Source organism: Enterococcus sp. 9E7_DIV0242, assembly GCF_002140975.2.
GTDB lineage: Bacteria > Bacillota > Bacilli > Lactobacillales > Enterococcaceae > Enterococcus_L > Enterococcus_L clewellii.
The window spans coordinates 3,712,291-3,725,066 of record NZ_CP147247.1; the positions used below are offsets into that span (position 1 = coordinate 3,712,291).

At 39.3% G+C, this 12,776-nt stretch carries 10 protein-coding genes; 6 read left to right on the plus strand and 4 right to left on the minus strand.

Annotated features, from left to right (window positions below; genetic code table 11):
• The first annotated feature begins 42 nt into the window (after positions 1-42).
• The 4 genes from A5888_RS17425 (at position 43) to A5888_RS17440 (ending at position 4,810) form a co-directional block, all read left to right on the plus strand.
• Positions 43-1,056, plus strand: coding sequence for a LacI family DNA-binding transcriptional regulator (locus tag A5888_RS17425; protein WP_086350770.1), 1,014 nt, complete (start codon positions 43-45; stop codon positions 1,054-1,056).
• Between the two features lie 134 nt (positions 1,057-1,190).
• On the plus strand, positions 1,191-2,498 hold the full coding sequence (locus tag A5888_RS17430) for a PTS sugar transporter subunit IIC (RefSeq protein ID WP_086350771.1): 1,308 nt from the start codon (positions 1,191-1,193) through the stop codon (positions 2,496-2,498).
• A 25-nt stretch (positions 2,499-2,523) separates the two neighbouring features.
• Positions 2,524-4,497: a heparinase II/III domain-containing protein gene (locus A5888_RS17435; protein ID WP_086350772.1), complete on the plus strand. Its 1,974-nt coding sequence runs from the start codon at positions 2,524-2,526 to the stop codon at positions 4,495-4,497.
• A complete protein-coding gene (locus A5888_RS17440) occupies positions 4,484-4,810 on the plus strand; it encodes a cupin domain-containing protein (protein ID WP_086350773.1) in 327 nt (108 codons plus the stop codon). The genes A5888_RS17435 and A5888_RS17440 overlap by 14 nt, the downstream gene beginning before the upstream one ends.
• 43 nt (positions 4,811-4,853) lie before the next feature.
• On the opposite strand, the gene A5888_RS17445 is transcribed toward A5888_RS17440, so the two are convergent.
• Positions 4,854-6,305, minus strand: coding sequence for an NAD-dependent succinate-semialdehyde dehydrogenase (locus A5888_RS17445; protein ID WP_086350774.1), 1,452 nt, complete (start codon positions 6,303-6,305; stop codon positions 4,854-4,856).
• Between the two features lie 175 nt (positions 6,306-6,480).
• On the opposite strand from A5888_RS17445, the gene A5888_RS17450 reads away from it, so the two are divergent.
• The gene (locus tag A5888_RS17450) at positions 6,481-6,819 is read left to right on the plus strand and encodes a thioredoxin family protein (RefSeq protein ID WP_086350775.1); all 339 of its coding nucleotides are present in this window, start codon (positions 6,481-6,483) and stop codon (positions 6,817-6,819) included.
• Positions 6,820-6,867: 48 nt separating this feature from the next.
• Here the strand turns inward: A5888_RS17450 and A5888_RS17455 are convergent, their stop codons facing one another.
• From A5888_RS17455 to A5888_RS17465, 3 genes are read right to left on the minus strand one after another with little or no spacing between them, the layout of a single operon-like run.
• A complete protein-coding gene (locus A5888_RS17455; protein WP_170924886.1) occupies positions 6,868-9,051 on the minus strand; it encodes a DUF4129 domain-containing transglutaminase family protein in 2,184 nt (727 codons plus the stop codon).
• On the minus strand, positions 9,048-10,118 hold the full coding sequence (locus A5888_RS17460; RefSeq protein ID WP_170924887.1) for a DUF58 domain-containing protein: 1,071 nt from the start codon (positions 10,116-10,118) through the stop codon (positions 9,048-9,050). Before A5888_RS17460 ends, A5888_RS17455 begins: the two co-directional genes overlap by 4 nt.
• A 2-nt stretch (positions 10,119-10,120) precedes the next feature.
• Positions 10,121-11,059, minus strand: coding sequence for an AAA family ATPase (locus tag A5888_RS17465; protein WP_086350778.1), 939 nt, complete (start codon positions 11,057-11,059; stop codon positions 10,121-10,123).
• 244 nt (positions 11,060-11,303) lie between these two features.
• Here A5888_RS17465 and A5888_RS17470 point away from each other — a divergent pair, with 244 nt between their 5' ends.
• Positions 11,304-12,068: a LytR/AlgR family response regulator transcription factor gene (locus A5888_RS17470; protein WP_086350779.1), complete on the plus strand. Its 765-nt coding sequence runs from the start codon at positions 11,304-11,306 to the stop codon at positions 12,066-12,068.
• Positions 12,069-12,776 lie beyond the last annotated feature (708 nt).

Sequence of the window (12,776 nt, forward strand, 5' to 3'; positions counted from 1 at the left end):
GATTGGACTAGTTCCATTTTCAGAAAAGAGGCCTATTTGAATATGGCAGTTACGATGAAAGATGTGGCAGAGCATGCAGGAGTATCTAAGAGCACTGTTTCTCAATATTTGAATAAACGCTATAACTATATGAGTGAAGAAACGAAAAGAAAAATTGAAGCAACGATCAAAGAATTGAACTATACACCAAATCAAATTGCGCGGAGCCTGAAGCAAAAGCGAACCAATGTGATTGCGATTGTAGCGGCTACGCTATCTTCGCGATTTACAACTGAGCTAGTGTCTACTATTGAAAAATTTTTTGCCGAAAAAGGTATAGATGTCATTGTTGCCAGTACAGATGATAAGCATGAAAAGGAATATAAATATGTAGAATCACTGATTTCCCGACAGGTAGATGGGGTAATTGTCTTTCCAACAGTTGAAAATCGCGGGTATTATCAAGGGTTGAAAGAAAAGAAATTTCCTTTAGTTTTTGTAGATAGAGAATTAGCTGGCAGCTTAGTAGATACAATTTTATTGGATAATCGAGCGGCTGGAAAAATGGCTACAGAATACTTGATTGAAAGAAATCATAAAAAAATAGGTATTTTGACTTTTCCATTAGGGAAAAACGATAGTATTACCACTAGAAGAGAACGGCTGAATGGCTATCTGGAAGCCTTAACGGAGTATAATATTTCCGTAGATAAAAAGATGATCATCCAAACAACCAGAGAACAAGTATTTGATCAGCTAGATCAATTATTTGCACAGAAGAACCATCCGACTGCATTGATTTTGACAAATGATATGCTATTGGAAGAAGCTCTTTTGTGGGCTAAAAACAGGAATGTAAGCTTACCGGAGGATGTATCGCTTATCAGTATTGATGATGTGTCCTTTGCTCACTTCTTTACGCCAACGATTACAACTATTTCTCAACCAGTTAGAGAAATGGGCGAGCAGGCGGCCACTCTTTTATTTCAGCAAATTCAAGGGGAGAATAGCAAGGATAGTCAAACCATACTATTTTTACCGGAATTGAAAAGTCGAGAATCTGTAAAAAAATTGTGAAAAGGGTTGCAATCAATAAGAAAAAGGATTATTATACAACTAAGCTTTAGATAAATCGGTTTAGTAAAGACCGATTTATCTTTTGAGCAAAAACTAAACCGGTTTAGTAAATATAAAAAGATAGGAGAAAGAAGATGGAAGGAAGTCAAAAAAGAAGGTTAGGAGATCGTTTTGCTGAATTTGCTGTTCGTATTGGTGGGGAGGTCCATTTGCAGGCTCTTCGTGATACATTTGCCATTTTAATGCCATTTTTCGTATTAGCAGGATTGGGAACATTGATTAACAGCGTGATTTTTCCATATATATTTACAGGTGATACTCTGAACAACCTAAAGGTTTGGGGAGCTTTGATCAATAATGCAACGCTGAATATTTGTGGACTACTTGTTGCCCCAATCTGTGCGTATACATTGGCACGCCATAAGAAGTTTACTAATGCAATTGGTGCAGCCGCAGTAGCTATTGCTGCTTTAATCACATTCATGCCGATTTCCAACACAATTATTCCGGTCGAAATGGAAGATGCTGTGGTAATTGAAGGGGTCGTATTATTCAAAAATCTTGGAACACAAAGTATGTTTGCAGGAGTGATTGTGGGACTGCTTGTAACAGAACTATTCATGAAACTGGCAAATAATAAAAAAATTCAAATCCCTATGGGAGAAAATGTTCCCCCTCAGGTTGGGAAATCTTTTGAAGCGATGATACCAACGATTTTGACGATTGCAGGCTGTGCTCTGATCTCTGCATGTTTGATTGTATTGGTCAAGATGGATCTGATTACATTGATTGCGACTATGATTCAAGAACCGCTAAGAAAAATCAATACCAGTTTACCTGGATTCTTATTGATATTCACCTTAGGAAATTTACTGTTCACTTTTGGGATCCATCAGGCAGTCATTTTTGGTACCGTTTTAGAGCCATTACTGATTGCCAATATCAATGATAATGCCTTAGCGTTTTCAAATGGAGAAACGCCACCTCATATTTTGACTAAGCCCTTTGTAACGGTATTTACACAAATGGGAGGAACTGGCTGTACGATTTCTTTGTTATTTGCCATTTTGATATTTTCGAAGTATCAGGCAAGCCGCAGAGTAGGACAGTTAGCTTTAGGACCGGGAATCTTCAATATCAATGAACCACTGATTTATGGATTCCCTATCGTCTTTAATCTCCCAATGATGATTCCTTTTGTAGGGATTCCTTTTCTATTTTCCATTATCGGTTATGTACTGACCTCAATTGGGTTTGTTGCGAAAACGGTCGTTTTTATCCCGTGGATGACTCCACCGTTGGTCAGTGGTTATTTGGCAACTGGTGGTGATTGGCGTGCAGTCATCATTCAAGTACTATTAATTGTGTTAGCAACTATTATTTACTTGCCGTTTTTACGAATCAGCGAGACAATTTCAAAGAAACAAGCAGTGGAAGGCTAACGCTTCTAAGAAAAGAGGAAAAGGCATGCGTATAGATTTTAGAAAAAATGTTCAAACAAAAGCAGAAAATTTTGACTTACTGATACAAGAACTGGGTGGCTTTATGGATGATTGGCAGGATGACCCCAAATGGTTATCAGGATGGCGACATAACTATTTTTGTGATCAAGATGGGACCTTCCTGAACTATGAACCAAGTCAGCCGAAAGAACATCGATGTACGACCTGTGGAAAAATCTATACAGATCAGAAAAAGAATAACGCATGGGTAACGATCACACGGAATAAAACTATTTCAGCAATGCGCTATGCAACGGTATTGTATTTAAAAACAGATCAGCAAAGGTATCTTGATTTTGTGAAAAAAACCTTGTTGTTCTATGCTCAAAATTATAATGAATTTCCTGTTCACATAAAAAATACTATCTTAACAGATATGGGTGAGTATGAACGAGTTCAGGGAGATATAGAAAAGGGGTTGGTTTATTTTGATCCTCGCACAACAGATTGGTTATTCGCCGATTATGAGATTCAGTTTCAAGGACCCGGTAAAATCATGGCTCAAGGACTATCGGAAGCGATAGCATTGATTCGAATGCTATTTTGTTATACGGTTCTTCAAGAAGAATTTGAGGAGGAAGAGAAGGAGCAGCTCGTCGAGCAATTGATTCGACCTGCCAGAATTTTTCTAAAACAGCAGCAGTTTATTGCACATAATATTACGCTTTGGCGAGAAACAGCGATTCAAATCATGGATTTGATTACAGGGGAATTTTCAGAGGAACAATTGCAACGACCTTATGGGATTTATGAGCATTTAAAAACAGGGCTGACAAAAGACGGTTTTTGGTACGAAGGTTCTGTTCACTATCATCATTATGTTTTAGAAGCATTAAGCTATTTAGCGTATTTCATGATGCTCTATGAAAAAAAAGATCAGTATTTAGAAGAGAGTATTACTGAAATGGCGATGTTCAGTTATCACTTGGCCTTTGAAACAGGGATTTTTCCTAATCCAAACGATGGTTGGCCAAACGTTAATTTGAAAACCTATTTGAATGTTTTTGAATTAGCTGCTGCCGCTTATGAAGAAAACCATACACTTCAAGATATTTACCAAGCAGTTAAACAACTAGCTATTCCAAGACAACCTTTGCCAATAGAAGATGAGCTTTATTTGGAAAATAGCTCAACAACAGGAGTACTGATCAATTGCTCTAAAAGATATACGAAACAAATAGAAAAAGGTACGAAGCATTTTACAAATTCCAAACTATCTGTCTTACGTAATAGGACATTCAACATCTTTATGAAATATGGCGTTCTTTCTCTCTCTCACGCTCACTTTGACCCATATTCTATAGAATTTACAGTGAAGGATGAACTGTTTTCTAAAGATTTATCAAATGTAGGGTATGGCAGTGAATTGGTTCATCGTTGGTATAATACGCCGTTGGGGCATAATTCGATCATAATTGATGAACAGTTTAATAATATTTTATACCATAGTGCATTAGAAGAAGCATCTGATACGAGCTTGACTGTTCGTAGTAATGACATTTATGAAGATACGCAAGTCTCTCGTAGCATTGATTTAAAAGAGCGTCGATTTACTGTATGCTCAAAGGTGAAAACGAAGAGAGAAAGCACCATTGATATTGTTCAGCATTTTGATAAAGAGTCATTGGTGATCATTAACGGAGAAAATTTGAGCGAAGCAAGGGAAATTCCACTTTATAAAGAACACTTAAATGAAGAAATCGTTCATTCAAGCAATAAAATGATAGATCAAAACACATTGGATTTACGAGATAATGAGACTAGAACAACTATTCATTTTAACTCAGAACGACCATTTACAGTGTATATTATGAAAACTGTTGGAAATCCAAGTAATGAAGAACGCCTTACTTTGATTTTTCGTTTTGAAAATCAAAAGCAGGCAGCATTAAATATGATTGTAGAAACTTTGAAGGAGAACGGCAATGATCAACTTTGATAAAGAACTTGTATTTCAATCTGTAGATGAAAATACAGAGCGGAGTATAGTCACCTATAGTGAATCAGTGATGGCAGTGAGGGTGAGATTTAAACAGACGACAGATTCAGTTACCCTTCATCATCATCCGGAAGAACAAATAACTCACATAGTAAGGGGAAGATTCCAATTTTTTGAAGGTGAGCATTCTTTTCTCGTACAAGCCGGTGATACTTTGAGGTTTGAAAAGAACCAACCACATGGCTGTATTGTTTTAGAACCAAATTCGGAAGTGCTGGATATTTTTACACCTGCAAGAAAAGATTTTCTATAATAAAAAGTATCTGCATGAATTTTAAAATTCATGCAGATACTTTTTATGCTTTAATAGTCACAAATTTCACTGTAATATACTCTTCTACGCCATAAGCGCCATTCTCTCTGCCGAACCCAGAGTGCTTCACACCGCCAAAAGGAGTTGCCGAGTGAGAAATTGCAACATCATTGACACCGACCATACCATAAGCCAGTTTTTTACTGACATTGTTGATCGTATGGATGTTATCAGAGAAGAAATACGAAGCTAAACCAAAAGGTGTGTCATTGGCAGCCTTGATCACTTCCTCTTCATCTGTAAAAGAAATCAGCGGGATAACAGGCCCAAAGGTTTCTTCATAGTAAATATCCATGTCGGTAGTGATGCCATCAATGACGGTTGGTTCAAAGAAGAATCCATCAGCGTAATCACCTTCAGTTAGCTGTTTGCCGCCGAAAAGGATTTTAGCTCCTTTGTCGGTTGCATCTTGGATTTGCTCAGCTACTTTTTCAAGACCGGATTTATTGATCAATGGACCAGTTGTTGGATCATCCAAGCCGTTACCAACAGTCACTTCTTTGATTTGTTCCACGATCATATTACTGACTTTTTCTTTGACCTCTTCGTGGATGAAAATTCGATTGGGAGAAGTACAAACCTGTCCGTTGTTTCTGAATTTTGCGGCAATGAGACTTTCGACAGCTTGTTCCAGATCAGCATCAGGGAAAATGATAAAAGGTGCGTGTCCGCCCAACTCCATAGAAACTTTTTTTAGGGTTGTTGCGGCTTGCTCATTCAGCAGTTTGCCTACTTCTGTTGAGCCGGTAAAGGTCAGTTTTTGAACATCATCTGAGGTAGAGAGTACTTCGCCGATCGGTTTTGATTTACCTAATACGACATTCACTACACCTGCAGGGAAACCTGCTTTATCAAATAGTTCCATTAGAGCCAGTGCAGAAAGCGGTGTTTCTGAAGAAGGCTTTAAAATAACCGTACAGCCAGCTGCAATAGCCGGTGCTATTTTTCTAACAATCATATTCGACGGGAAATTCCAAGGTGTGATGGCACCAACGACTCCGATTGCCTGCTTTTCTGCCAACCATTGATAGCCTGGTGGAGCAGGAATGATGTCTCCATAAATACGCTGTCCTTCGGCAGCGTTCCAACGAAGATTTTCCACATTCGTCTGAATCTCAGCCAAAGCCTGCTTTAACGGTTTTCCTTGTTCCATCGTCATGATTGTTGCCAAACGATCTTTTTCTTCATCGATCAAATCAGCAACCTTATTCATGAGCGCTGCACGTTTATCAGGTGGTGTCGCTGTCCATTTAGGAAAGGCAGCATTGGCTGCTTCGACTGCTTTCAGAGCTTCTGCTTTTCCTCCCTGTTGTATCTTAGCTAGGGTTTTACCAGTAGCAGGATCGATCACCGCCTTAGTTCCTTCACTGCCATCCAGCCATTGTCCATTGATATAGAGACGAGTTTCAACATTTGGTAAGTCTGTTCTTGCCATTGTGATTCCTCCTTATCTTCTTATAAAAACCGTAACACAGATAAATTTTGGAAACAAAATATACGCATAGAAGAAGAGGATAGAATGTCAATGTTATTGTTCAAGTAAAGCAATTCGGTCGTCTTTTTTTATAGGGTTGTGCTATATTGAGTGTGTACAGAAGGAGGTTGTTAAAATGGTCAAAATACATCAGATAGAAGAAGTGGTACCATTTATCCAGGCACATAAATTTGCTTTTTTGTATGTGTCCCAACCAGACTGCTCTGTTTGTCATTCCGTATTGCCTAAACTAAAAGAGCTGTTGAAAAACTATCCGACTATCGAATTGGGGGAAATAGACGGCGCAGAGGTTCCGCAGATAACAGCGATGTACCAAGTGTTTTCAGCACCAACCTTATTGCTGTTTATTGATGGGAAAGAATACCTGCGTGAAGGTCGTTTTGTTCAATTTCAAAAGCTGGCATTTGATTTGGAACGTCTCTATACATATGAACAAGGAGTAGCAGAAGGATAAACAAACAGGGAGTGGAATTTCTGAAATTCCACTCCCTGTTTATTGCTCTCAATGCTTATTTTTACCTAGATAGACTAGAAGCTTGGCTACTTGATCGAGTAAGGTAGTCCAAACCGCTTTATCCGACGGTTGCTTGCCATAAACGATTTCTTCATAAAGAGAAGTTAAAGAAATGAAGCTTCCCTCAAATAACGGATACTCATGTTCAAATCGCTGTGCATAGCGGTCCAAAGGTTCACTGTCAGCTCTAAGGGACCGATGCTCTGCTTGTTTTAGAAGCAGTAAGTAAGCTTTAGCAAAGTCATTTGGCTTGAGTCGTCGATAGAGCTGGTAACGAATCAACAGATGATAATTTTTCAAAAAGAAGCCTAACAGAATTGCAGCAAATAGGCTGCTACCAACAAGTAGCCATCTTAAGATAGAGCCCCATTGAGCTGTAGAAGTATCCTGCTGTTCAGCTTTATTCTCTGAAGACGCAGTTGTCGATGGTGTACTATTCTGCGCTTCGCTACTAGAAGCAGAAGTACTTGATTCTTGCGTTTCAGACGAATCAGAACTTTCTAAAGCAGGCTCATCAGGTGTATCTGGGTTATCAAAGCTTGGTGTTGGTTCAAAAGGAACCCAACCATACCCCTCGAAATAAACCTCTGGCCAAGAATGTGCATGACTGTTTCTGATCGTGTATTCTTGAAGGTCGTCTTGCTGACCAGTTGCCTCTCCGGGAGCAAAGCCTTTAGCCCAGCGACTAGGGATACCTTGTGTTCGAAGCAGAACGATCATAGCTGTCGAAAAGTTATCACAATAGCCGACCCTTGACTCGAATAGAAAATGATCGACATAATCCTGGTCATTTTCCGGGTAAGTCGTGTCTGTTTTGGAATAGCGGAAAGCTTCATCTGTTTTTAAATAGTGCTCCACAGCCTTTACTTTTCCGTATAAACTGGTCTCACTCTGTGTCAGTTCGGCGGCTAATGCAATGGTACGCTCAGTAACCGTGCGCGGAAGAATGAGCTGTTGAGCCATAGTTCCTTGCTCTACCAGTGTTTGCCAATCGGTCGATTTATTAAAGGAAACCTGTTGTAAATCGTTTTCGTCATACTCTGGCTCCTGCCAAGTCAGTTGGAGGTCTTTGGGTGCCTCCTTCAAATTGATTCGATTTTTCTCAGTGATCTCTTCAGCACCGCCGATTCGATCAAGTGGCAGCTGCATCCTTCCATAGGCTTGCGGCAAGTAGCTGACAGCATCAGTAAAGCGCAATTGAATAGTAGTTTCCGGACCGAGTGCGCCAAGATACTCGGGATCTTCAAGAATCAAAGATTCCTGGTTGCCGATAAAATGGAGTGAAGGTGAAAAGGACTCCCAGCCTTTTCCAGTGTAAGTGTCTTTCGTTTCAACACGCCAGTAATGCGCATCCTGCTGTAGGGCAGTAAAGACCACTGAAGCATCGTCAAGCAATGCCCCGCCTAATTGCTGGTCATTCTCGCTAAAGCCACTTTTTGAAAGCCCCGATTGTCCATATTGAGCAATGTGCTGATATAAGCCAAGCCTATTAACAGATTCTCGGATAGCACCGGTCTGCATAAATAGAAAACTTCTTGTTTGAGGTACCAGAAGTTGAAAAGAATAAGTAGCACCTACAAATAGAGCAAAAACAATCAAACTCAGGAAAAATACTTTGCTTTTTAGGAAGAAGCTCAAATCATTTGGATAACGCTTCAGTTGATGGAAAAGTAGTGATAGGACAGTAATCAAAAGTAATGTATTACCCAATTGTAATTGATTAAAAGCGACAAGCAGCAAATGATACCCAACGATCAACAAGTAACTTAACCACAGACGCTCATAATGAATCATCAAGACAGCTAAAGCAATCAGGAAAAACAGAATAATCACCAGTGCAATTGTTTGAGGCATATAGCTTAATTCACCCGATACGATTTGATTGTAAGCCAGCATGACTTCATCGAAGAAAGCCGTGATCCATTGGAGACTGAATACCTGGTCTAAAGGGAAATAGCTGTACAGTAAAACCAAATAACTGATCAGATAGAACGGAAAGGTGATCAGAAAATTCTTGAATAGTAGTGTGACTAGGCAAATAACAGCCAACACAGCAAGGAATAGAGGACTATTTTCCAACTGGTAAACCTCAAGAAATGGTGGACTGGCAACAATCAGAATCAAATAAGTCAATAGAGCGAAGAACCAGTTTTGCTGTATACGTTCCTTCATTCTGTCACCTCCATTGGGGTGATATAGAAGACTTGTTCCTTCCATTGGAGACAAAGCTGGTCTGCATCAAAGGTGATGAGAAACACTTCATTGGTTCGACCGAGCGCTTTTAAGTGATTTTGCAGCCGTTCCGTTGGCTCAGGTGCAAAGATAAGCAGCTTCTTATTCGAATATGTAGGCATGTAAGGCTCTTCGGAAAAAGGCTGTAACACAGCGAATAGATTCTCGTTCAATGTTTCTACAGGGTAGTCAGCAAGGAGCTTTGTAGTATAGCTGATTTTTCCATCTAATAGGTGCATCATAGAATAATAAACAGAAAGCAGTTCTTCAAATCGTGCATGTTTCTGTCCATAAAAAATCAAGCAGGCCTCTTGCTCCTGTTCCTGTTCGTATTCTTTTACAATCAGCTCGTTTCTTTTACTGGATTGTTTCCAATCGATCAACCGCAACGGATCGCCTGTTTGATGACTGCGGAAGTCGCGTATCGTGAATGTGCGATTGCCAAAAGAGGCATAAAAATTGGGTTGAACAGTCACAATCTTTTGGATTACTGCATTGGCTCGCTCTTTTTCCAACTTTGGTAATACGGAAAAAGGACCTGCCAGTGCTTGAATTGATCCTTTGGACAACAGCTGTAAAAAGTCGGTACTGTGAAAGAATACCGGCAGCTCTGAAAAAAGACCTCTTGTTTCAGGCGTCCAGTGAAAAGATAAAATTTTTCGATTTCCTGTATAAGCCCAAAAGAAGGCCGGATTTGTTTTTGAAGTCGAGTGAAGTCTAAGCGTTAGAGCAAATAAAGGTAACAGTAGCGGACGATAGGTAAACATCTCTACGGTTAGTTGACTGGGATGTCCAGCTTGATAGGTACTACTTTCGAGCAGCACCAATTGAATTTTTTTATGGGACGGCAGCAAGCTGATCAGATTTCCAACCAACAAAAAGGTAAGGAAGAAAAAAAGTGTCCAGCCGCTAGCATTGTTAAAAATGACAGTGTAGAGAAAGAGTACTAAATAGAAGAACAAAACGAAAAGCATTCGTAAGCTGTTTTTCAGTAACTGTCTATTCATGCTCATCTCCTGACTGGAACTGGCACTCGCTTGATAATCTGTTCCAAGATTTCTTGTATCCGTTCAGTGGAAGAGTTTCTATTTTTCAGCAGCAGTCGGTGACCAAACACAGCGGGTAAAAGTTGCTGTAGGTCGTCAGGGGTGACAAAGGTTCTGCCGTTAGTAAACGCATAGGCCTTTGCAGCTTGCACGAAAGAGACTGTGCCCCTAGGACTAACCCCCAAAGCAATGCCATCGTGATTTCGTGTCGCATGTACCAATTGCAAGGCATAGCGCGCGATTTGAGGATCCACATAGACCTCAGCTGCTAGCTGTTTCATTTCTGTGAGCTCTTTTGAGGTAATGACTTGGCGAACCTGTGCCAGTTTATTTTGTTGATTATTCAACAATAAGTCCAATTCATCTGAAAACTCCGGATAGCCAATGTGCAGTCGGAAAAGAAAACGGTCCAACTGTGCTTCCGGTAACGGATAGGTTCCTTCATATTCTATAGGGTTTTGCGTTGCCAAAACAAAAAAATGTTCATCTAACGGATGTGTATGATTGTCGATCGTCACATGATTTTCTGACATAGCTTCCAACAAGGCCGCCTGTGTTCGAGGGGTTGTTCGATTGATTTCATCAGCCAGTAAAACAGTGGTAAAGATTGGTCCTGGATGAAAATCAAAGGTTTGTGCCTGTGTATTATAAACGGAGACACCAAGAATATCGCTTGGTAGTAAATCCGGCGTAAACTGGATTCGACTGAAGCTTCCATGAACAGCCTTTGCCAGTGTTTTGATCATCATTGTTTTTCCAACTCCGGGAATATCTTCAAAGAGAACATGCCCGCCTGCCAAAAAGGCAGTAACAGTCAGTTGAAGAACATCACGTTTTCCTAAAATAACCTTTTCCATTTCATCGAGTAGCTGCGTTAGCTTTTCGTGTGCTGATGGTAGCATCGTATTCCCTCCTTTAGTCGTGTTCCTTCTATTTTATAGATATCAAAGAGTGACTTCAAGCATTTTCATGGCTATTACGTATAAAACCATTTATTATTAGTTATTTCAATAAGAACGATAGGCGATTCTTATTGCTGTTGTGATAAAATATACAAATTTTTATTGTATTTTATTTTTAAATCATTTATTTTTAATAAGTTGAGAATTATTGATTCATTGTAGTTGAACAAGTAGGAGGACTGAAATGAAAGTATACATATGTGAGGATAGCCATTTAGAAAGGACTAGGATCGAGGAAGCCGTCCGTAGAGTTGCTATTAGGATGGAGAAGAGCTACATTGGTGAAATTCGTGTGTTTAGTAATCCAATGGAGCTATTAGAGCAAGTCGAAGGCGAGTTCAATATTTATTTATTAGATATTGACTATGGGTTAGATACAAATGGTATTGATCTTGGGAAACAAATTCGTAGAATTGACCGAAATGCAAAAATCATCTTTCTGACAAGCCATCAGGAACTGGCGGTAGAAACCTTGAACGCGAACATCGAACCGTTCTCTTTTATTTACAAAGGAGATATCGTAGATCCAGAAAAACTGGAGCAGGAGATAGCAGCAATGTTTCTCAAAATCATAGATAGCTATGAGCAGTGGGAGGCGGAGCAGTCAGAGGAAGCAGTTATTCGTATCAGCGATCAGAAGCAAGTACGGGTAATCCCAAATAGTAAATTTTTATACCTTGAAAATTATTCAAGAGAAAGAAAAGTTAAGGTTCAGTTAAAGGATGAAGCATTTTTCGTGAACGACTATTTGGGAAATTTGAAAAAGCAGTTTGATTTTCCTTCATTTTATACAGAAGCGCAATCATTGATACTAAATATGGCCAATGTGGAAGAGCTGAATCCACAGGAGCTATATATCCGGTTCACATCGGGGCACCTGATCTTTGTGACGAAAAGCTTCATGAAGCGCCTGAAGAAAAAAATGGCGGACTTTTCAGGAGGAAGGTAAGCAGTGTTTTTGTTAATTATTTTTCAATCTCTACTAGTAGGCTACTAATTGAAATTCTATTTGGAAGATACTTAAGTAAAGAAGCTTCTATTTATAGAATGGGTTGCTGGTAATAGTGTTTGTCTCAAGTGTTATTGTGGAATTTAGAGTGTTTGAATGAAGGCTTTGGGCTTTACCATGAGTGCAATGCTTCTATTAAATACAATGATTTCAAAACGGCTTCTCTCTTTTTCGTGGCGCTAATCCTTTGCATTAGCGAGCTTGTCAACGGCTTTGTATCGAGTGGTCTACAGTGTCGTCGGTAATGGATTTGTTTCCTTGTTTTCAGATCAATTTAATTGGGAGAAATTCTATATAAACCCAAAGGAATATATGCTAAGATTTGTTTTTGTTACTTTAGCTATCTATAGCTGTGTTGTATTTCTGGCTGGTGCTATTCAGAAAAAAGCAGAACTGAATGACACGATAACTACGTATCAGATATCAGTGACGGAGCTCTTTTTAAGCCTAGGCATGCTATTTTTTTCGTAATAATCGGACGCTAGTTTCCTTTTGATGTCATGATTATCTATGGCTCAGCAGCAACCATTTATGAAGTAAAACATTGCTTAAGATTATGAAAAAAATAAAACGATTGTTTACATAGTAAAGTATTGACTAGATATGCATGAAGTAGGTTTACAAAACAAATTACAAGAAGTCTATTTC